Annotated in this window: 17 protein-coding genes and 1 pseudogene; 8 read left to right on the forward strand and 10 right to left on the reverse strand. The window is 67.1% G+C overall.

The genetic code is table 11. From position 1 onward, the window contains the following. Positions 1 to 39 precede the first annotated feature (39 nt). Together uvrB and ACYQ26_RS03060 are read left to right on the forward strand one after the other, a co-directional pair. A complete protein-coding gene (gene uvrB, locus ACYQ26_RS03055) occupies positions 40 to 2,106 on the forward strand; it encodes an excinuclease ABC subunit UvrB (protein WP_459806920.1) in 2,067 nt (688 codons plus the stop codon). A 60-nt stretch (positions 2,107 to 2,166) separates the two neighbouring features. After that, the gene (locus ACYQ26_RS03060) at positions 2,167 to 2,718 is read left to right on the forward strand and encodes a hypothetical protein (protein ID WP_459806922.1); all 552 of its coding nucleotides are present in this window, start codon (positions 2,167 to 2,169) and stop codon (positions 2,716 to 2,718) included. A 44-nt stretch (positions 2,719 to 2,762) separates the two neighbouring features. Here ACYQ26_RS03060 and ACYQ26_RS03065 read toward each other — a convergent pair whose 3' ends face one another. Next, complete coding sequence (locus ACYQ26_RS03065; protein ID WP_459806924.1) at positions 2,763 to 3,989, reverse strand: putative manganese transporter; 1,227 nt, start codon at positions 3,987 to 3,989, stop codon at positions 2,763 to 2,765. Positions 3,990 to 4,127: 138 nt separating this feature from the next. Next, positions 4,128 to 6,380 (reverse strand): PKD domain-containing protein, encoded by a 2,253-nt coding sequence (locus ACYQ26_RS03070; protein ID WP_459806925.1) that lies wholly within the window; start codon positions 6,378 to 6,380, stop codon positions 4,128 to 4,130. 369 nt (positions 6,381 to 6,749) lie between these two features. Between ACYQ26_RS03070 and ACYQ26_RS03075 the strand changes: the two genes are divergently transcribed. Continuing rightward, on the forward strand, positions 6,750 to 7,625 hold the full coding sequence (locus tag ACYQ26_RS03075) for a hypothetical protein (protein ID WP_459806927.1): 876 nt from the start codon (positions 6,750 to 6,752) through the stop codon (positions 7,623 to 7,625). A gap of 9 nt (positions 7,626 to 7,634) precedes the next feature. Here ACYQ26_RS03075 and ACYQ26_RS03080 read toward each other — a convergent pair whose 3' ends face one another. From ACYQ26_RS03080 to ACYQ26_RS03110, 7 genes are all read right to left on the reverse strand, one after another. Continuing rightward, complete coding sequence (locus ACYQ26_RS03080) at positions 7,635 to 8,435, reverse strand: PH domain-containing protein (RefSeq protein WP_459806930.1); 801 nt, start codon at positions 8,433 to 8,435, stop codon at positions 7,635 to 7,637. Beyond that, positions 8,432 to 9,211, reverse strand: a complete 780-nt coding sequence (locus tag ACYQ26_RS03085; protein WP_459806932.1) for a hypothetical protein — start codon at positions 9,209 to 9,211, stop codon at positions 8,432 to 8,434. Before ACYQ26_RS03085 ends, ACYQ26_RS03080 begins: the two co-directional genes overlap by 4 nt. A gap of 99 nt (positions 9,212 to 9,310) precedes the next feature. Continuing rightward, positions 9,311 to 9,793 (reverse strand): GNAT family N-acetyltransferase, encoded by a 483-nt coding sequence (locus ACYQ26_RS03090; protein WP_459807756.1) that lies wholly within the window; start codon positions 9,791 to 9,793, stop codon positions 9,311 to 9,313. 102 nt (positions 9,794 to 9,895) lie between these two features. Then, positions 9,896 to 10,192: an SUI1 family translation initiation factor gene (locus ACYQ26_RS03095; protein WP_459806934.1), complete on the reverse strand. Its 297-nt coding sequence runs from the start codon at positions 10,190 to 10,192 to the stop codon at positions 9,896 to 9,898. 75 nt (positions 10,193 to 10,267) lie between these two features. Next, complete coding sequence (locus tag ACYQ26_RS03100; RefSeq protein ID WP_459806936.1) at positions 10,268 to 10,921, reverse strand: DUF192 domain-containing protein; 654 nt, start codon at positions 10,919 to 10,921, stop codon at positions 10,268 to 10,270. 84 nt (positions 10,922 to 11,005) lie between these two features. After that, positions 11,006 to 12,784 carry an excinuclease ABC subunit C gene (locus tag ACYQ26_RS03105; RefSeq protein WP_459806938.1) on the reverse strand — a complete coding sequence of 593 codons (1,779 nt, stop codon included), beginning with the start codon at positions 12,782 to 12,784 and terminating at the stop codon, positions 11,006 to 11,008. 26 nt (positions 12,785 to 12,810) lie between these two features. After that, positions 12,811 to 13,575, reverse strand: coding sequence for a hypothetical protein (locus ACYQ26_RS03110; RefSeq protein WP_459806940.1), 765 nt, complete (start codon positions 13,573 to 13,575; stop codon positions 12,811 to 12,813). Between the two features lie 223 nt (positions 13,576 to 13,798). Here ACYQ26_RS03110 and ACYQ26_RS03115 point away from each other — a divergent pair. The 5 genes and pseudogenes from ACYQ26_RS03115 to ACYQ26_RS03135 form a co-directional block, all read left to right on the forward strand. Next, a pseudogene (locus ACYQ26_RS03115) lies at positions 13,799 to 14,065 on the forward strand (DUF7967 family protein); the annotation flags it as partial. Positions 14,066 to 14,177: 112 nt separating this feature from the next. After that, positions 14,178 to 15,116, forward strand: coding sequence for an ABC transporter ATP-binding protein (locus ACYQ26_RS03120; protein WP_459806942.1), 939 nt, complete (start codon positions 14,178 to 14,180; stop codon positions 15,114 to 15,116). Further along, complete coding sequence (locus ACYQ26_RS03125; RefSeq protein WP_459806945.1) at positions 15,113 to 16,108, forward strand: ABC transporter permease; 996 nt, start codon at positions 15,113 to 15,115, stop codon at positions 16,106 to 16,108. Before ACYQ26_RS03120 ends, ACYQ26_RS03125 begins: the two co-directional genes overlap by 4 nt. An 81-nt stretch (positions 16,109 to 16,189) precedes the next feature. Beyond that, positions 16,190 to 17,191, forward strand: a complete 1,002-nt coding sequence (locus tag ACYQ26_RS03130) for an ArsA family ATPase (RefSeq protein WP_459806948.1) — start codon at positions 16,190 to 16,192, stop codon at positions 17,189 to 17,191. Between the two features lie 50 nt (positions 17,192 to 17,241). After that, the gene (locus ACYQ26_RS03135) at positions 17,242 to 17,430 is read left to right on the forward strand and encodes a multidrug transporter (RefSeq protein WP_459806950.1); all 189 of its coding nucleotides are present in this window, start codon (positions 17,242 to 17,244) and stop codon (positions 17,428 to 17,430) included. Positions 17,431 to 17,456: 26 nt separating this feature from the next. Here the strand turns inward: ACYQ26_RS03135 and ligA are convergent, their stop codons facing one another. Beyond that, a complete protein-coding gene (ligA, locus tag ACYQ26_RS03140; RefSeq protein WP_459806952.1) occupies positions 17,457 to 19,532 on the reverse strand; it encodes an NAD-dependent DNA ligase LigA in 2,076 nt (691 codons plus the stop codon). Positions 19,533 to 19,698: the final 166 nt, after the last annotated feature.

Consider the following 19,698-nt stretch of genomic DNA (forward strand, 5'->3'; position numbering starts at 1 on the left):
TGCGAGCGCGTAAAGTACTTCGAATCCCTGTTCCCGATAATGAGCGACTCCGATTCTCGAGGGCCCCTCCAGCCGGACCGTCCCGACGTCGACCGGCCGTTCGAGGTCGACGCGCCGTTCGAACCCGCGGGCGACCAGCCCGAAGCGATCGAACAACTCGCGGACGGCTTTCGGCAGGGGATGGACAAGCAGACCCTGCTGGGCGTCACCGGCTCCGGGAAGACGAACACCGTCTCGTGGGTCATCGAGGAGATTCAGAAGCCGACCCTCGTCATCGCCCACAACAAGACGCTCGCGGCGCAGTTGTACGAGGAGTTCCGGAACCTGTTCCCCGAGAACGCCGTCGAGTACTTCGTCTCCTACTACGACTACTACCAGCCCGAGGCCTACGTCGAGCAGACCGACACCTACATCGACAAGGACGCGTCGATCAACGACGAGATCGACCGCCTGCGCCACTCGGCGACGCGCTCCCTCCTGACGCGCGAGGACGTCATCGTCGTCGCCTCCGTCTCCGCCATCTACGGGCTGGGCGACCCGCGCAACTACGTCGACATGTCCCTGCGCCTCGAGGTCGGCGAGGAGATCGGCCGCGACGAACTCCTGAAGCAACTCGTGGACCTGAACTACGAGCGCAACGACGTCGACTTCACCCAGGGCACCTTCCGCGTGCGGGGCGACACCGTCGAGATCTACCCGATGTACGGCCGCTACGCCGTCCGTGTAGAATTGTGGGGCGACGAGATCGACCGCATGGTCAAGGTCGACCCCCTCGAGGGCGAGACCAAGGGCGACCAGCAGGCCGTGCTCGTCCACCCCGCGGAGCACTACTCGATTCCCGAGACGAAACTCGAGCGGGCCATGGAGGAGATCCGCGAGGACCTCGACAAGCGCATCTCCTACTTCGAGCGCCAGGGCGACATGATCGCCGCCCAGCGCATCGAGGAGCGGACCACTTTCGATCTCGAGATGATGCAGGAGACGGGCTACTGCTCGGGGATCGAGAATTATTCCGTGTACCTCTCGGACCGCGAGTCGGGCGATCCGCCCTACACGCTGCTCGACTACTTCCCCGACGACTTCCTCACCGTCGTCGACGAGTCCCACCAGACGCTCCCTCAGATACGCGGCCAGTACGCCGGCGACAAGTCCCGGAAGGACTCGCTGGTCGAGAACGGCTTCCGACTCCCCACCGCGTACGACAACCGGCCGCTCACGTTCGAGGAGTTCGAGGAGAAGACCGACCAGACCCTCTACGTGTCCGCGACGCCGGGCGACTACGAGCGCGAGCACAGCGAGCAGATCGTCGAGCAGATCGTTCGGCCGACCCACCTCGTCGACCCCGAGATCGAGGTCGCGGACGCCACCGGCCAGATCGACGACCTGATGGACCGCATCGACGAGCGCATCGAACGCGACGAACGCACGCTCGTCACCACCCTCACCAAGCGGATGGCCGAGGACCTCACGGAGTACTTGGAGGAGGCCGGGGTCGACGTCGCCTACATGCACGACGAGACCGACACCTTAGAGCGCCACGAGATCATCCGCTCGCTGCGGCTGGGGGAGATCGACGTCCTCGTGGGGATCAACCTGCTGCGCGAGGGGCTGGACATCCCCGAGGTCTCTCTCGTCGGAATTTTAGACGCCGACCAGGAGGGATTCCTGCGCTCCGAGACGACCCTGGTCCAGACGATGGGCCGCGCGGCGAGAAACGTCAACGGCAAGGTCGTTCTCTACGCCGACGAGCCCTCGTCGGCGATGGAAGCCGCCATCGATGAGACCCGCCGCCGCCGCCGGATTCAGCAGGAGTACAACGAGGAACACGGGTTTGAACCCACCACCATCGAGAAGGAAATCGGCGAGACCAACCTCCCCGGCAGCAAGACCGACACCTCCGAGGTCTCCGGCAAGTCGCTCGAGGACGAGGACGACGCCGCCCGCTACGTCGACGAACTCGAGCAGCAGATGCAGGAGGCCGCGAACAACCTCGAGTTCGAGTTGGCCGCCGACATCCGGGATCGGATCCGCGAGGTGCGCGAGGAGTTCGACCTCGAGGGCGGCGACGAGGACGAGGGGATCGCGCCGCCGACCGAGGAGTTCTGAGGCTCGAGCCACGTTCGCGATCAGAAGACTTTCACCGCCGGTGCCACGAGCGGGTGGCAGATGCGCCGAATACTACTCGTCGTTGCGCTCGCGGTACTCGTATCGATCGCCGGCTGTTCGGGATTCGTCGGCGAGACGGGCGCCCCGTCGTCCGACGCCGACGGAACGCCCGCGGCCGCCGGCAACGAGACCGTCGAGTCCCAGAACCGGATGGCCGACGCGACGGCCACCAATCAGACCGTGCGAATCGAGGCGAACGAATCGGTCGCCGGCAGCGAGTGGGAGTCGCTGTCGGTGACGTACCCGCGCGAGCACTTCACCGTCGGGAGCGCCCAGCACGAGGAGATCGCACTCGGCGTGGACACGAACGGCGACGGGTCGATTGACCGCGAGTTCAACGAGACCCACATCAGCGGCGTCAACAACAACGACTACTCGTTCACCGTCGAACTCGACGCAGAGTACGTGCTCGAGGACGGCGACGTGGTCGTCGTCGAGTACCCGGCGGTCGATAATCCGTCGGCGCCGGGCAAGTTCGCGGTCGAGGTGACGCTCAACGAGGACCAGACGGCCGAGGGGACGATCGAGATTACGGCCGACGAGAGCGGCTAAGGTTCTCGAGTCGACTGATTTTCCAAGAGCGAACGGCAGCCGCTTTAGAGCACGCCGAAGCCGAACTCCTGCATCCCGAAGACGGGCGCCCACAGCAGGTGCAACGCGACGCCGACGACGACCGCGGGCAGGAAGTTGTAGACCGTGGCGACGACGGCCGCCTTGGCGTCGACGGCCAGCAGCGGGAACAGCGCGTCGCCGTCCTGGCAGATCGCATTGGCGGTCAGCGCGGAGAAGGGCAGCCCGCCCTCGGCGTAGACGCTCGCCAGCAGGATCTGCGGGCCACAGCCCGGAATGAGGCCGACGACCGCGGCGCCGATCGGCGCGAGCACGCCGGCCGTCGAGGCCAGCGTGGCGACGTTCAGCCCGGTAAGGAGGACGGCGTACTCGTAGACGAGGAAGGCCACGAGCACCCAGACGGTGACGAAACTCGTCTCCATCGCCGCGTGGGTGAGCGTGTCGTAGACCGACTTGAAGGAGTCTCGAGCCCGTGCGATCTCGCCCTCCCCGACGTAGTGGCGGCCGACGGCGTAGAGGTACAGCGACAGGACGGCGCCGGCGATCCCGACGACGGTGAACAGGCCGTCGAAGCCGAGGCCGGTCGTCAGCGGAACTTCGGGGCCGCCCCGGAGCAGGTAGAGACTTCCGAGCACCAGCCCCGCGAGGGCGGCGACCCACCACAGGACGTGCGCGAGGTGGGAGAGCGGCGTCAGCACTCGAGAGTGTCGATCCGGGCCGGTTTCGTGGGCGTGGGTCGGCGCCGGCCCACAGTAGTCGTGGGCGGGGTTCGGTCCGACGCCGCCGTTGACGACGGTGCCGCCGTCGGGCGTCGCGTTGGGGGAGAGTCGAGCCACGGCGGCGTCGACCCGCGAGACGCCCAGCCCGACCGAGTCGACGAGGTAGCCGGTCGCGACCGAGGCCGCGAAGGCGATGCCGTAGGCGTACAGCGCGGCCTCGGGCGCGAGCGCGAGGATGACGAACGCGGAGTCGCCCGCGGTCGCCCCGAGCGTCGCGACGACGGTCCCGAAGCTCACCGTCCCGCGGACGTACAGCGGCATGACGATGATCGCACCGCCGCAGCCGGGGGTCAGCCCGAGCAGGCCGCCGAACAGCACCTGCAGCCGCTCGTTGTCCTCGATCGCCGCCAGTAGTGCGCCGTCGGTCCGATACTGGATCAGGCCGAACGCGAGCACCGTTATCGCGACGAACGCACTCACCTGCACGTAACCGTCTCGTAATGACGCGAGGAGGACCGTCAGCAGGTCGTTCATGCCGTCACACCTCTAAATACTACACTCCTAAACAGAGGATTAGACATCTCTAAAAATGTGTTGAGCGTCACACAGTAAATACCTACCGCTGTCTGTCAACCATCGTTAATTATGTGGCGAGTACCGGTCGCTACACTGCTACCCTTCGCCCGGCTCGGGTTCGTTGTCCGAGACGTCGGCCGAGGGTAGCGAATCAGAGCGGTCGGTCCGCTCTCGGTCAGGTCGCGCATAGACTGCATAGCCGACGAGCCCGAATCCGAGCAGAATCGCCAGAACGCTGCTCGTGAGGACGGCGTCGTGAAGTACCGTCATGCCTACCGGTTTTGCACCGACGTGAACGTCTGTCCCGACCGACGGTACCGGCAACAGATCGAGCTCTCGCGACTCGTCCGAGGTGGCAGGCTCCGACCCCGCGGCTGTCGTTGCCCCGCTCGCATTGCGACTGACGGTATAGGGTACCGTCGCGCGGTTGTCCTCCGTGGCCACGACAAGTCTGTACTCACCGGTCGCGTTCGGAGCGGCGTGCTCGAGCGTAACCGACTCGGTCTCCCCGGTGCCGAGTTCGAGACGCGTTCGCTTGACGCTACCGGCGTCGTCATCGACGGTCACGTCGACGAGATCGGGTACCTCGCCGGTGTTCGTCGTCGTTACGGTGACCGGCACCGTTCCGCCAGGCTCGACTACGGCGGGCGCCTCGACGTCGTCGATCTCGAAGTACGACGACCGGTTCGTCGCCCACGCGGGTGTCACGTCTGCTTCGATCGACGTCGTCGTCGTTTCGGTCAGCCCGAACTCGTCTCGAACCTCGAGGGCGAGCGTGTATTCGCCTAGCTCCTCGACCGTGAACTCGGCCGTCGACGTGTTCGTCCGCTTCGTCGCGATCGTTACGTCGGCATCGCGGAGTTCCCACGCGTACGTCTCGAGTTGAGGCAGGTTCGCATCGCCGTCGACGATCTGGACCGCGGTGACGGTGAACGGCTCGTGGGTACGGATCCGGTCCGGCCGCTCGATCTCGAGCGACCGTTCTGGCTCGGTAACGGCGATCGTCGTGGCGATGACCGTTTCGGTGCCGCCCGTCCCGCGCACCAGCGCGCTCGCGGTGACGTTCTCCGGCTCGGTAATCGGAATCTCGATCGAGCGCGGCTTCCGTCCTACGACGGCGTCGTTTCGCTCCCGGTCGTCGACCGTCCACGATACCGACTCGATCGGACGGTTCGAGTCGGCGACGGTTACCGTCACGTTCTCACCAACCGGTGCGGGGTTCGGCGTCACATCGAGGGTGGCGTTGATCGCTTCGGGGAGTCGCACCGTGTGGTTCGTCGCCTCGTCGACAGTCACGGTGTCGATCTGCGTTCGCGGGACGAATCCGTCGTCGGGCGGTTCGACTTCGATAACGACATCGCCGGCGACGGTGAGCGGCCGATCCGATTCCGGAATCGGGCGTCCATCCGCGTCGGTCGTCGTCTCGAACGAGACCGTCGCACCGTTGCTCCTGTGGGTATACGTCACCGTGGCGCCTTCGACCGCTGCTCCGGACTGATTTCCGACAACGACGGTCTCGAGTTCGTGCGGATCGGGAAGGGGAATAGATCCGACGTCGACGGTTTCGTCGTTCTCCTCGAATCGAACGGTATCGAGGGCGTGGAGGTCGACGTGATCGACGGAGCCCCCACTGTCAGTTTCGGTACGATTCGCGATCAAATCCGGGTCCACGGCGACGATCTCGTACGTTCCGGGCTCGTCGGGCGAGAGGGTAAACGAGCCGTCGCCGCGCGTTTCGTTTTCCGCGACTACCTCACCGTCCTCGCGAAGTTGTACCGTCTGTGCGTCCCACTCGTCGTCGGTACTGGCGAGTCGACCGACGACCGTCGGCGACCGATCGACGACCTCGACCGTCGCCGTCGTCTTCGCACGGCGATTCGCCTCCGTCAACACCTCGAGGACGATCTCCGTCGTTCCGGGTTCGTCGAAGGTATACTCGATCACCGGCTCTTGGGTGATGACCTCGTCTTGCCCGTCGGGGCCGTCGATCTCCCAGATGTAGAAGCCGATTTCGTCGTCGCCGCCCGAATCGGACTCGGAGGCGTTGAACGAGATCGTTTCTCCGGCGTCGACCGTCTCCGGCGCCTCGAATGCTGCGGTCGGACTCGCTTCCGTCTCGTTTTCATCGGGCTCGGTAGCCGTTTGGTTTTCTGCGCCGGACGACGATTCGTTGCCGCTATCAGCCGACGACTCGTTTCCCGAGTTGGACGAGGATTCGTTTCGCGTACCGGTCGTCGATTCGTTTTCGGCGCCCGATTCGTTCTCGACGGTACCGAACGCAGTGACCGTCGGAATCCGTTTCGGAGTCGCGGGTGTGGGGGACTGCACCTGCGGTCCGAACTGCGTCACCGCTGGTCCCTGTACCGCCGCTCGCGTCGTCGCGTCCTGCACCGACGCGGCTGCGTTCGGAGTGCTGTCGGGAGGCGATTCGATACCGGTCGTGACACCGTCGACTGGGACGGGGCCGGCTACTCCCGCGCCGACGACGGTGAGGAGTACGAGGAGGACTGAAACTGGGAACCGTTCAGGGGGGAGCATCGATTTCGACCTCGGTATCTACTACCTCGTTCATTATAGAAATAAAGAACGTTACTCGAGCGAACGTCGACGTCGTCGACGGGCGAGCAACGTCGACGGTGAGATCGCGTTGACTCTCGACGGCCGGTCGTGGCCCTGATCGGTCAACGGTTATAAGAGATAGTGTTAGTAACGTAACTAGTGTCCATGGACGGTCGCGGTGTCTGGAACAGACGTCGGTTCGTGATGGGGGCGCCCATCCTGCTCGCCGGAACAGCCGGCTGTATGCGATTCGCGTCCGAAACGCCCTCGCCCGTCGACCCGGAAATCGACCCGATCGACGTGCCGACATCGGTGCCTGTCCGCGATGACGTCCCTCTCCGGTGGCAGATCGGAACCGCGACCGAGCGGTCGAGCGCTCGCGAGGTCACAGTCGTGATCACCGCCGACGATCGAACCCTCGTACGGAAGGCGCTCGCCCTCGAGGCCGACTCGAACACAACCGTCGAGACCACGTTCACGCCGACAGAACCGGGGGATCGCGACCTCGCCGTTGTCGTCGAGGACGAGACCGGCGAGCGACTCGACCGGTGGACTGGTACCCTCGCCATCACCGGTCGCACGCTCACGCTCGACTGGGAGGCGACGTTCGTCCCCGCGGAGCACGCTGCCAGCGCATCAGACACCAGGCATCTCGCCTATGCCTGCTTTCTCGTGCGGCTCCGCCGCGGCGACACCGTCCTCGAGGAGTACGAGCTCGGTTCCGACTCGCCGCTCACGTTCGTCAGCGGCGCCTATCCACCGGAGCGAATCACCGACGCGCGATTAGAAACGTTCGACGGCACGCGAGGGCGGTGGCTCGGCACCGAGGACGAGCGAACCGTCGTCGCCGTCCCCGAATCGACCGTGCTCGAGGCCGCTACAGCGCTCGAGCTGCACGGATATTCGCTCCTCGAGACGGCGACGACGGTTACCGTCGGCGTCGGCGAACGGAATGCGATCGACACGGCCGCCGTTCCGACCCGCGACGACGGCGAATCCGTCCTTGAGATCGACGTGAGTGAGTATGGCGGCTGAGGACGCGGGTTAGCCGTCGTTCGAGCGCCGGTCCCGCTCGGCGAGAAGCCGTTGAATGTGCGCCTGAACGACCTCCGGCTCTCTGAGGTGTTCGAAGGCGAGGAAGCCGAGGCTGCGATTAGTGCCGGCCGTCAGCAGCCGAATCGTGCCGACGCCCAGGGACGCCTGATAGCGGCTCTGGGTAAACTCGTGTCCGCGAAGCTTACTGACCGGAATCTTCCGGACCGTTCGTTTGTACGCGAGGTTGTACCGCCGGATCAGGGCGTCGTCGCGGATTTCGTACCGCGTTCGCCACAGCACGACGAGCTGGACCGCAAACCGAACGACCGTCACCGTCACGAGCACGGCGATCGCGTACCGGACGATCTCGGCGATCACCGGATCGCCGAACAGCCCCGGGCGAAACGTAGGGATTGCCAGTGCGACCGTGCCGCACAACAGTACCGAACCCAGCAACAGCAACACGGGTCGGAGCATCGGCGTCGTTTCGTAGCGGATCGTCCCGGTCGGACCCGCAGTCGCGTTCGACTGCCCGGCCGTCGAACTTTCGTCGTACGCCATCGTAACCGTCCGCTCCCGAGCCGCGGACTCGTCAGCAGGGGTCGCAGCCGCACTCGAGTCAGTCGACGGTTCGACCGGCGATGCCGTCCGCTCGCTGCCGGCCGTCTCTGTGTCGGTAGCGGTCTCAACGGTGCCGCTGTCAGCACCGTCAGTGACGCCGGTTCCGTTCACCGCATCATCGCCGCGGTCGTCGGTGGCAGCGTCTGTCGCGTTGCGCTCGGAATCGCCGTCGTGCCTGTGGTCCGTCATACGCCGATCGTGAGGTAAATCGCTCCGAGAACGTACAGCGCGGGCGAGGCAAGAACGAACGCCGTCGCACAGAGGGCCTGCAGTCGCGTTGCGCCGTGCGACGTTCGCGCACCCGCGTAGAGCACGTACAGGAAGTACACTCCGGCCAGCAACAGGACCGTCAGGAGCGCCTGTTCGACGGTCGTGATCGCGGACAGCTCCGGCCGACTCGCTTCGACCGGGGGGACTAGATCCGCGCCGACGAAGTCGATGAAAAACTGGATAAACGACGCCTGCAGCCAGAGCAGCAGGGCTTCTGCGGTCTCGAATCCCGACTCCGTCGACACGGAGACGACGATCGAGAACATCACTGCCAGATAGATGCCGGTGGAGTAGCTCACCGCGCGCAGCGACTGGACCAGCCCGTTCGAGCTCCCGGCGAGAACCGCACCGGCGTGGAACGTGACGAGCGTGAGCACCGTTGCGAGCAGTAGGAAGACGCCGTTCGCGAACAGCGCCGTTCCGAACTGCCAGATCGCATCGGGGTTGCCGACGATCGGCTCGAGGGTGACGGCGACGGGTCGGGGAGCAGTCGTGCCGCTTCGAACGCCGTAGCCGGCCAGCGTGAGCGGCGCTGTGTACAGGAGGAGGTTCGCAAAGTACACGAGCCCGAGCCGAACGGCGTCGACGATCGCGTCGATCCTATTCGTGGGTTCCTGTTCCGGGTCGACGCGGACGAAATCGGAGGGGCGAACGAGGACGTCGATCGGCCAGCGTAACAGCTGTCCTGCTGTCATGTCCCTCCGTTCGTGTTGGGATATAATATTGTTTTCCACTTACATTTATCTCGGGCAATATTCGCGCTTACGTCCGTCGGCTCTGCAGTTCCGGAGGAACTACAACTCGAGCGTGTAGACCACTTCGCGGCGCTGCTCGTCGCCGATCTCGACCTCTCCTTCGCCGGTCCGCTCGAACCCTTGCCTTTCGTAGAACTCGCGGCCGCCCTCGTTCGACGCGAGGTCGATCGCGCGCATCCGCTCCATGTTGAAGTCCTGCAGGTCCTCGCAGAGCCGTTCGTGCAGCGCCGTGCCGATCCCCTCGCCCTGGTGGTCCGGATGGACGGCCATGCGGAGGACGTCGCCCTCGTCTTCGGTGACGACGCCGTGCGTGAAGCCGACGATCTCCCCCTCCCGCTCGGCGACGAGGAACGCGGTCCCGGCCTTCGAGAGCGCCGCCTCGAGCGCGTCGTCGCCGTACCACTCGTCGATCGTTTCGTCGATGGTGTCGGCGTCGAGTTCGTCGTAGGTGTCGTGCCAGGTGTCGCGGGCCACGTCGCGAATCCGTTCGCGGTCCTCGAGCGTCGCGAGTCGGATCTCGATTGCTCCTGCTGTCATACGGCGCGCTACGCCGGCGGCCGGTAAAGTGCTAACACCCCGTCGGATGGCCGATACGTTCCCCTCCTGAAACGGCTCGACGGAGCGCTACTCCTGGACGTCGAACCCGTGGTCGCGAAGCAGGTCGGGAACGCGGTCGCGGTGGTCCCCCTGCAACTCGATGTGGTCCTCGGTGACCGTCCCGCCGGTTCCCAGCGAACTCTTGAGGTCCGAGGCGACGTCCTCGATCTCCGACTTCGGGAGGTCGAACCCCTCGACGATCGTCACCGGCTTGTCGTACCGTCGGCTCTCGGTCCGGAGCCGCAACACCTGCTGTGACGTCTCGAGGTCGCCCTGGCTATCGAGTTCGTCGAGCAGGTCCTCGAGGTCGTCGTCGTTTGACATACGGTGACGTTGGGCCGGACGCGCGGATAGCCCTGTCCTTGCGCTCGCAACCGTTTCGATGTGGTGGCCGGCGCGTCACTCGTCCAGGTCGAACTCGAGGACATCGCCCTCGCTGACGTCGCGCTCGGTGGTCCACTCGTAGTTGACCTCGAGGACGTACTGCCCGCGGCCGGGGTACTGGTGTTCCTCGCTCTCGCCGTCCTCGCCCGGCTCGGGCGCGGGCGCGTGATGGATGCTGGTGATCGTGCCGTCCGCGTCGGCGTAGATGATGTCGATGCCGAAGTCCATCTCCCGCATGACGAAGGTGCGGTCCGCGACGGACTCGTAGACGAACAGCATGCCGCGGTCCTCGGGGAGTTCCTCGGTGTCGCTCAGGCCGAGATACTGAGTTTCGTCCGTATCGGCGATGGCCGCCGTCACGGCGCCGAGTTCGTCGCCCTCGGGCGTGACGACCGTGACCTCGGTCGTTTCGTAGTCGTAGTTGCCGTGGATGGACGATTCACCGTCGCCGTCGGTCTCGTTCCCGTCGGCCGATTCGTTGCCACTGCTATCGCCGTCGCCGATCGTCGATTCCGACTCGTCGCCGTTACCCTCGTCCCCGTCGGTCTCGTCGGTCGAATTACCCGCTTCGTCGGTCGATGCGTCGGATCCGATCGCGTCCAGGCAGCCGGCGGCCGCGGCCGTCCCGGCGACCGCCAGAAGGTGTCGTCGGCTCCACACGTCTGTCATGGTCCTACGTCCAACGATCCGAATTAAGTGGTTTCCGCCACGCGGTCGTGACACTCTCGGGAACCGTCTCGCTCGTCGCGGTCACTACCCCTCGAGTCGCGATTTGATCGTCTCCGCCGTCTTTTCGCCGACTCCGGGGACGCTCCGGAGGTCCTCGAGGCTCGCCTCGCGGACGTTCTCGACGCTGCCGAAGCGGCCCAGCAGCCGCTTGCGGGTTTCGGGGCCGACGCCCTCGACGTCGTCCAGCACGGTCTTGACCTCGTCGCGGACGGTCTGGTGGTACTGGACCGCGAAGCGGTGGGCCTCGTCGCGGACCCGCTGGAGGAGGTGGAGGTGGGGCGCGTCGTCGGGCCACGAGAACTCCCGGTCGGGCGTCACGACGCGTTCCTCGGCCTTCGCCAGCGCGACCGCCGGCACGTCCCAGCCGACGTCGGCGAGCGCGTCGCGGGCGGCCTCGAGTTGCCCCTCGCCGCCGTCGATCAACAGCAGGTCGGGATCGGGCCGGTCGTCCCGATCCTCGACGGCCCGCCGGGCGCGCCACTCGAGTAAGGCGCGCATGTTGTCGTAGTCGTCGTTCTGGTCGGTGAGTTTCTTCCGGCGGTAATCCGCCTTCTCGGCGCTGCCGTCGACGAAGGTGACGTCGCTACCGACGGCTGACTTCCCCTGGGCGTGGCTCACGTCGAACCCCTCGATGCGGCGGGCCGACTCGATCTCGAGGGCGTCGGCTAACATGGCACACTCGTCGCGGCGGCCGACGTTCCGGCGGGCGTTCTTCAGCGCGAGGTCGACCAGTTTCGCCTCCCGTCCCGCGCCGGGGACGCGCACGGAGACGCCCTCGGCCTCGAGCCAGGCCGCGACCTCCTCGTCGCCGTGGCGCTCGGGGAGGAGGAGCGCGTCGGGCAGCCGGCGCTCGGCGTAGTACTGGACGATGAAGGCCGCGAGGACGGCGGGGACGCCGCCCTCAGCAGCGTCGCTGGCGTCTTCGGGGCCGTCGACGCCCGCCGAACCGGGCGCCTCGAGCGTGTGTCGCTCCCGGTCGACCAGCTTTCCGTCCTCGGCGCGTAGGCGGGCGACGGTCGCGTCCTCGCCCTCGATGGCCACGCCGAGCACGTCGACCGCGCGCTCGTCGCCGACCGACTGGACGGCCTCGCCGCCCTCGCCGTGGAACGCCCGCACCGTCTCGAGGCGATCCCGCAGATTGGCGGCGCGCTCGAAGTTCTGGTCTGCGGCGGCGGCCTCCATCTCCCGGCGCAGCGGGTCCGCGAGGATGCCGGTCTCGCCCTCGAGGAACCGTTCGACGGCCGTGACGTCCTCCGCGTAGCTCTCGAGGTCGATCTCGCGGGTGCAGGGCGCGGTACAGAGCCCCATCTCGTAGTCGAGGCAGGGCCGGTCGCGGTTGGCGTACTTGTGGTCGGAGCAGCCGCGGACGCCGTAGGTCTCCCGCAGCGCCTTCACGACCGTTTCGACCTGCCCCTTGTTCGTGTAGGGACCGAAGACGGTCGCGGACTCGTCGGGATCGCGCGTAATTTCGATCTGCGGCGCTTCGTGGTCCGTCAACTGGACCATCGGATACGATTTGTCGTCCTTCAGCCGGACGTTGTACCGGGGCTGGTGGCGCTTGATCAGGTTCGCCTCGAGCAACAGGGCCTGCGTCTCGGTGTCGGTGACGGCGATCTCGATGTCGTCGGCGCGCTCGACCATCCGCCGAATGCGGGCGCTGCGCGGGTCGGCGTAGGAGCCGACCCGGCTCCGGAGGTCGACGGCCTTCCCGACGTACAGCGTCGTCTCGCCCTCCCGAAACTGGTAGACTCCGGGCTCTCGCGGCAGCGATCGCGCGCGGTCGCGAACCCCCTCGGCGTTCATCGGCGGCCCTAGGTCGTCGGTGCGTTTCAGCCTGACTCATCGGGGTCGCCCGATTCGAGGCCGCCGTTCCGTCGCCCCGGCTCGAGATCCGCGGGGCCGTCGACGCCGCGGCCGCCCGCCTCCTCGTCGATCTCCGCCGAGGGGACGGTGATCGGATCGACGTCGTCCGCCTCGTCCCCCGGCCGGAGCGCCGACTCGAGTTCGCTCGCGATGCCGGCCTCGATGTCGGCGTCGGTGATCGGCAGCTGGACGTCCTCGCCGCCGCTGATCCGGAGGACGATCCGCCGCGAGCGCGAGCGGAGGTACAGCGCGAGGTAGCAGCCGGCGGCGGCGAGCGCGAGCGCGCCGAGCAGGAGCGTCGCGAGTTCGACGGCCGAGAGGACGGTTTCGACGGCGTCGAACACGCCGCTCGCGACGCCGGTCGCGCCGCCCGGTCCGTCTGCGCCGCTGGCACCGCTGAGTTCGGGAACGAGCCCGGTCGCGTCGAGGAGGATTCCGACCGCGACCAGGCCGCCGCCGAGGAGTCCCGGCCCGAGGGCCCGAAGCAGGTAGCGCGTCGACCCGCCGGTTTCGACGGCCACGCCGCGGACGTTCGGCCGGTCGATGGCGCGGTACGCGGCGCCCAGCTCCGACTCCGCCGACGGCGAGGCGACGCCGCCGTCGTCCCCGGCGAACACGAGCACCCGATGGGTCGTGACGACGACGATCGCGTCTGCGAACTCGAGGCGGCGCTGCTGGCGTTCGCCGTTGTACAGCAACTGATCGACGTGGTCGCTCCAGGTCCAGGCCATCGGTACGTTCGTCGGTTCCGTCTGCGCGGCCGAGACCCAAGTACGTCCGGGCCGATTCGCGGCGCGCGAAGTACCGACGGGCGGTGGACGGGTCGCGATACGGCGCCGCGAACGCGGTACATTCTCGAGGACGGGGGCCGAACGGGCGTGCATGACCGATTCGACGGACGCGACGGACGGCGACGCAGCGGCGTCGACGGACGACGGAGACGAGACGGGAGCGACGGACGAAACGGTTCGGTGCTGGCTCGTCGAGCGCGAGTTCGGCGACCGCAACTTCGTCACGATCGTCTACGCGACCCGCGACGGATCCCGCTACCAACAGTGGGAGCGGTCCACGACGTCGCTGCGAACCGGGTCGCAGATCACCGCTGCGACGGAGATTCCGGAGTCGGAACTCGAGCCGGTGACCGACGAGGCGACCCGCGAGCGCTACGCGAGGGAGGCCGAGCGGACCGCCGACCAGTACGATCCGGACGATCCGATCTGACCGGGAAACGACGGCGCGAATCCGATTCGGCGGTTTTTTCGCCCCCTTTGGGTCGGAATATTATCCGCTGCAAGTGGCAACCCTTTTCGGCAAACGGCCTGACTACTCAGCCATGCCCGCTATCACAGTCGATTCCCTGACCAAGTCCTACGGGCAGGGAGACACCCTCGCGCTCGAGGACCTCTCCTTCGAGGTCCGGGAGGGCGAGGTGTTCGGCTTCCTCGGTCCCAACGGCGCCGGCAAGTCGACGACGATCAACGTCCTCCTCGATTTCATCCGACCGACCGCCGGGCGGGTCGAGGTGCTGGGCATGGACGCCCAGGCAAACAGCCGCGAGATCCGTGCGCGGACCGGCGTCCTCCCCGAGGGCGTCGAGACCTACGACCGCCTGACGGCCCGCCAGCACCTCGCGTTCGCCATCGAGTCCAAGGGCGCCGACGACGACCCCGAAGCCCTCCTCGAGCGGGTCGGCCTCGCCGACGCGATCGACAAGAAGGCCGGCGGCTACTCGAAGGGGATGTCCCAGCGGCTCATGCTCGCGATGGCCCTCGTGGGCGAGCCGGACCTCCTGATCTTAGACGAGCCCTCCACCGGCCTCGACCCCAACGGCGCCCGCGAGATGCGCGACATCGTCCGCGAGGAGAACGAGCGGGGCGCCACCGTCTTCTTCTCGAGCCACATCATGGAGCAGGTCGAGGTCGTCTGCGACCGCGTCGGCATCCTCCGGGACGGCGAGATGGTCGCCGTCGACTCCGTCGAGGGGCTGCGCGACTCGATCGGCGGCGGCACCACGCTCCGGGTCACGGTCGACCGGATCGACGACGACGCCCTGCAGGCGGTGCGCGCGCTGCCGGACGTTTCGAACGTCGTAGTTGAAGGGGACGATCCCCCGACGATCACCGTCTCGGTTCAGGCCGACGGCTCGAAGACCGCCGTCCTCGGCGAACTCGAGGACCGCGGCATCGAGGTGCGGGACTTCTCGACGCGGGAGGCCTCGCTCGAGGATGTCTTCCGGTCGTACACGACGGGTACGGAGGTGGAGGCGCGATGAGCGCCGATACCGGCGCCGGGACGGACACCGACGCCCGAGCCACGACGCCGTCGTCCGGCGCCCCCTCGAGTTCGATCACCCTCGAGAGCGTCCTCGCGGTCGCCAAGAAGGACTTCCGGGACTCGATCCGCTCGTGGATGTTCTGGGGCCTCAGCGTCTTCTTCTTCACGCTGCTGGTCGCCGTCACGGGCGCGCTTTCGTACTTCGGCGAGGACATCGCACAGGCCGGCGCGACGACCGACGCGCTCGTGCTGTTCGTCAGCCAGATCACGCGGCTGATCATCCCGCTGATCGCGCTGATACTGGGCTGGAAGTCGATCGCCGGCGAGCGCGAGACGGGCAGCATCAAGATCTTGCTCTCCCTGCCCCACTCTCGCAAGGACGTCCTGCTGGGCAAACTGCTGGGTCGGTCGGCCGTGCTTTCGATCTCGCTGACGATCGGCTTCGCGCTGGCCGCGGTCGTCGTCGCGGCGCTGCTGGGCGGGTTCGACGTCGTCGACTACGCGAGCTTGCTCGCGATGGCGATCGTCTACGGGATCGCCTACACGAGCGTCGCCGTCTCGCTCTCGTCGGTGACGCGGTCGACGACGATCGCCGGCGCGGCGATGTTCGGCGTCTTCCTCCTGTTCTACGTAGTCTGGAACGCCCTCCAGAGCGCGCTGCGACTGCTGATGCGGCGCGGGACGATCGCTGGCGTCCCCTACACGCGGGAGATCCCGACCCAGAACGGGACCCAGGAGGTGACGATGGAACGGCTGCCCGACTGGGCGCTGTTCATCGACACGATCGATCCGGGGACCGCATTCCAGAACGCGATCACCGTCCTCAGTTCGGCCGGTAGCGGCGAATTAGGAACCGCTTATCCCGATTACTACTTCTCGAACGGCATCCCGTTCTACCTCGAGAACTGGTTCTCCTTTATCATCCTGCTGTGCTGGATCGTCGTGCCGATCGCGATCGCGCTGTACCGGTTCGATCGGGTCGACCTCTAACGTCGCCTGCGTTTCGGCTCGCGATACTCTCATCCCTGCCTGACAGCGCGTTTAGGTACCGGCCGCTGGTAGCTGCGGTCGATGCCGACCGACTGCATCCTCTACGGCGGAAAAGGCGGCGTGGGCAAGACGACCTGCGCGGCCGCCACCGGGATTCGGCTCGCCGGCGCGGGGCGGGAGACGCTCGTCGTCTCGACCGACCCGGCCCACTCCCTTTCGGACTCGCTCGAGATCGACCTCGGTCCGACGCCGACCGAGATTCCGGACGCCGACCTCGAGGGCGCCGTGAACGACGATTCCGGAGCCGATCGCGACGCCGGCGGTCTGTGGGCCGTCGAGATCGACCCAGATACACAAAAAGACCGCTACGAGGCCCTTGCGCAGGCGCTCGCCGCCGACCTCCGCAGCGCCGGCATTCGCCTCTCGGACGCCGAAATCGAGCGGCTCTTCGCCGGCGGCGCGCCCGCGGGGAGCGACGAAATCGCCGCGCTGGACCTGCTCGTCGAGTACGTCGAGTCTGGCGAGTGGGACGTCGTCGTCTTCGACACCGCGCCGACCGGCCACACGCTGCGGCTGTTCGACATGCCCGAGGTGATGGGACTCGCCCTCGAGACGACCCAATCGCTGCGCGGACAGGCCCGCCGGATCGGGAACGCAGCCCGGACGGCGATGTTCGGGCCGATGTCGATGCTGTCCGGTCGCGACGACGAGGACGACCTCGAGGCGTTTCGCGCCCGCCTCGAGCGCGCTCGCGATATCCTGACCGACCCCGACCGAACCGAGTTTCGCGTCGTCCTGCTGCCCGAGCGGATGGCTATCGCCGAGTCCGAGCGGCTGGTCGAGCGGCTCCGCGAGGCCGACGTGGCGGTCGACCGGCTCGTCGTGAACCGTGTCTTCGAGGATCCCGAGGAGGGGTGTTCGCGGTGTCAGTCTCGACACGAGCGCCACGAGAAGCGAGTTCGCGAGATCCGGGAGACGTTTCCCGGTGTCGAGGTCGTCACGCTCCCCGAACGGGAGGGCGAGGTACAGGGCCGGGATGCGCTTGCGACGATCGCCGAGCGGCTGTCTCCCTGCTGTTTCTGAGCGTGAAATCCCGATCTGCACTTATCCGGTCGGACGTGGACGTTTCACACATGGCAAGTGCCCTCAATCGAAGCGGTTCGCCGCTCGTCACCGCGATCGGACTGGCCGTCGCGATCGTCGCGATCGTCGGCACGCAGTTCCTGGGCTGGGAGTGGGGCGACGGCCGGCTCGTCCCCACCGTCATCGGCGTCGTCGCCGCGGCGATCGCCGTGGCCGTGGTCGTCAGCCGACGACTGTGAGCCGGCGCCGCGATCCCGCCGGTCGCTCACTCGAGGTCGACGCCGTTCTCCGCTAGCAACGCGCGGAACGCGTCCTCGTCGATTATCGGCACGTCGTTGGCCTCGGCGTCGTCTCGCTTCGTCTGCCCCGGATTCTCGCCGACGACGAGGTAGTCCGTGTTGCCGGAGACGCTGCTCGTGGCGTTTGCGCCGTGTGCTTCCACCGCTTCCTGCGCTTCGTCGCGGGTGACGCCCTCGAGCGAGCCCGTGAAGACGAAGGTGAGCCCCTCGAGTTCGTCGCCCGTCTCGACGTCCGTTTCCTGCGGGGAGACGTGCTTGAGGATGGCGTCGACGGCCTCCGCGTTGGCCTCGCTGGTGAAGAACTCGTGGATCTGGTCGGCGACGGTCTCGCCGACGTCCGGAACGTCCTCGAGGCGCTCGGGGTCGTTGACGGCCGCCTCGCGGAACGTTTCGAAGGTGCCGAACTCGCGGGCGAGTTCTCGGGCCGTAGTCGGCCCGACGTGGGGGATGCCCAGCGCGGAGAGGAAGTCCGGCAGCGGCGGCTCGCGGCTGTCTTCGATCTCTCGGATGAGGTTCTCGGCGCTCGTCTCGCCCCAGCCCTCGAGATCAGTCAGTTCATCGCGCTCGAGTTCGTAGAGGTCCGCGACCGACTCGAGGAGGCCGGCCTCGACCAGCTGGCGGACGCTCTTCTCGCCCAGCCCCTCGATGTCGAGGCCGTCGTCGCTCGCGTAGTACTGGATCGAGCGCCGGAGCTGAGCGTCGCAGGCCAGTCCGCCGGTGCAGTAGGCGATCGGCCCGTCGCGCTCGATGGCGCTGCCGCAGACGGGGCAGCGATCGGGCAGTTCGTAGTGGCCCTCGCTGTCCTTCTCGACGACCTCCTCGACGTAAGGGATCACGTCGCCCGCGCGCTGCACCCGGACGGTGTCGCCGACGTTGACGTTCTTGGCCTCGATCTCCTCGGGATTGTGCAGGCTCGCCCGCGAGACCGTGACGCCGCCGACGTCGACCGGCTCGAGCAGGGCGACGGGGGTCACGCGACCGGTGCGGCCGATCTGGACCGCGACGTCGGCGATCGGCGTCACCTCCGCGCGGGCGGGGAACTTGTAGGCGTAGGCGTAGCGGTCGTGACGGGCCGTCCGCCCGAGTTCCTCGCGGGCGTCGCGGTCGTCGACCTTGATGACGACGCCGTCGATCTCGTAGTTCAGGTCGTCCCGAATCTCGAGCATGCGGTCGCGGTAGTCGATGGCCTGGTCGATGTCCTCGACCACTTCGACCCGTTCGTTGACCCGCAGGCCCCAGTCGGGGAACCGCTCGAGTTCGTCGCGGTGGCTGTCCTCTAAGTCCGAGGCCTCGAGCACGTCGAAGAAGAACACCTCGAGCGGCCGGTCGGCGACGACCGACGGATCGAGCTGGCGGATCGTCCCCGCAGTGGCGTTGCGCGGGTTGGCGAACGGGTCTTCGCCGCGCTCGATGCGCTCGCGGTTGTACGCCTGGAAGGCGTCTTTCGGCATGTAGACCTCGCCGCGGACCGCGAGGAAGTCGGGATGGTCGCCGTGGAGTTTCTGCGGGACCGAACCGATGGTGCGGGCGTTGCGGGTGACGTCGTCGCCCTCGCGGCCGTCGCCGCGGGTGACCGCCCGCTCCAAGCGGCCGTCCTCGTAAACGAACTCCATCGAGACGCCGTCGAACTTGGGCTCGCAGACGTAGTCGACCGTGCCGACTTCCCGCTGGACGCGGTCGTCGAACTCCCGGACGTCGTCGGCGTCGCCGCTATTGTCGATCGAGAGCATCGGCGCGACGTGCTCGACGGTGTCGAACTCCTCGATCGGCTCGCCGCCGACGCTGCGGGTGGGGCTGTCGGGGTGGGAGAGGTCGAACTCGTCCTCGAGGGCCTGCAGCCGGGTAAAGAGCGCGTCGTAGGTCCGGTCGGCGATGATCGGGTCGTTCTCGACGTAGTAGCGGCGGTCGTGCTCGCGGATCGCCTCCCGGAGCAGTCCGACCTGCTCGCGGGCCTCGTCCGCCGAGAGGTCCTCGAGCGGCGCGAAGTCGGTCGGCGGATCCCGGAGGTACGGGTTGTCGGCGTCCTCGTCGGCGACGGACATTGATCGTCGGGGGATAGCCGCTCGTTTCGGTTAACAGTACTGAATGGGGGCCGGGACGGTCCGGTCGAGTCCGTCGTCCGTCGATTCGGGTCCGCTCCCGTCTACCGCCCGAGTCGACCCGTGAGCCGCTGTCGCACGATCGGCGGAGGGGTTTTATCCGTCGCCC

Source organism: Halopiger thermotolerans (assembly GCF_054654555.1).

Bases quoted from the DNA above. Each gene is read 5' to 3' on its own strand.
- uvrB (WP_459806920.1), top strand. From the start codon at position 40: ATGAGCGACTCCGATTCTCGAGGGCCCCTCCAGCCGGACCGTCCCGAC.
- ACYQ26_RS03060 (WP_459806922.1), top strand. From the start codon at position 2,167: ATGCGCCGAATACTACTCGTCGTTGCGCTCGCGGTACTCGTATCGATC.
- ACYQ26_RS03065 (WP_459806924.1), bottom strand. From the start codon at position 3,989: ATGAACGACCTGCTGACGGTCCTCCTCGCGTCATTACGAGACGGTTAC.
- ACYQ26_RS03080 (WP_459806930.1), bottom strand. From the start codon at position 8,435: ATGACGGACCACAGGCACGACGGCGATTCCGAGCGCAACGCGACAGAC.
- ACYQ26_RS03085 (WP_459806932.1), bottom strand. From the start codon at position 9,211: ATGACAGCAGGACAGCTGTTACGCTGGCCGATCGACGTCCTCGTTCGC.
- ACYQ26_RS03095 (WP_459806934.1), bottom strand. From the start codon at position 10,192: ATGTCAAACGACGACGACCTCGAGGACCTGCTCGACGAACTCGATAGC.
- ACYQ26_RS03100 (WP_459806936.1), bottom strand. From the start codon at position 10,921: ATGACAGACGTGTGGAGCCGACGACACCTTCTGGCGGTCGCCGGGACG.
- ACYQ26_RS03105 (WP_459806938.1), bottom strand. From the start codon at position 12,784: ATGAACGCCGAGGGGGTTCGCGACCGCGCGCGATCGCTGCCGCGAGAG.
- ACYQ26_RS03110 (WP_459806940.1), bottom strand. From the start codon at position 13,575: ATGGCCTGGACCTGGAGCGACCACGTCGATCAGTTGCTGTACAACGGC.
- ACYQ26_RS03120 (WP_459806942.1), top strand. From the start codon at position 14,178: ATGCCCGCTATCACAGTCGATTCCCTGACCAAGTCCTACGGGCAGGGA.
- ACYQ26_RS03125 (WP_459806945.1), top strand. From the start codon at position 15,113: ATGAGCGCCGATACCGGCGCCGGGACGGACACCGACGCCCGAGCCACG.
- ACYQ26_RS03130 (WP_459806948.1), top strand. From the start codon at position 16,190: ATGCCGACCGACTGCATCCTCTACGGCGGAAAAGGCGGCGTGGGCAAG.
- ACYQ26_RS03135 (WP_459806950.1), top strand. From the start codon at position 17,242: ATGGCAAGTGCCCTCAATCGAAGCGGTTCGCCGCTCGTCACCGCGATC.
- ligA (WP_459806952.1), bottom strand. From the start codon at position 19,532: ATGTCCGTCGCCGACGAGGACGCCGACAACCCGTACCTCCGGGATCCG.